This is a genomic window from Algoriphagus pacificus (assembly GCF_017254845.1).
In the GTDB taxonomy this organism is placed as follows: Bacteria; Bacteroidota; Bacteroidia; order Cytophagales; family Cyclobacteriaceae; genus Algoriphagus; species Algoriphagus pacificus.
Genome location: NZ_JAFKCU010000033.1, coordinates 1 through 344, shown reverse-complemented (window position 1 = coordinate 344; position 344 = coordinate 1). Strand labels below are relative to the sequence as shown.

The following is a 344-nucleotide window of genomic DNA, read 5'->3' as shown; positions in this document are numbered from 1 at the left end:
ATGTTCCAGCGGGATACACAGGTCCGACAAGTTTTACCATCCCTTATGAAGTAACGGATGAAAATGGCCTGAGCGATACGGGGATCATTACAGTAAGCGTGAACCAAAGCTCAACTGTAGATGACGTAAGTTTCGCAGTTACCCCAGGCACTCCATTGGTAGCTAGTTTGCCAATTACAGCGGGCGGCGGCGCGATTGTGGATATTACCCCTGATCTCAGCGGGGTTCCGGCCGGGGTGACGGTGAGCATTGCCTTGGACGGCACGGTAAGTATTGATGTTCCAGCGGGATACACAGGTCCGACAAGTTTTACCATCCCTTATGAAGTAACGGATGAAAATGGC

Annotated in this window: 1 protein-coding gene; it reads left to right on the top strand. The window is 51.2% G+C overall.

All coding sequences use genetic code 11. The features are described from left to right. The coding region (locus tag J0A69_RS22465; RefSeq protein WP_206588860.1) for an Ig-like domain-containing protein at positions 1-344 on the top strand (344 nt) is incomplete at both ends.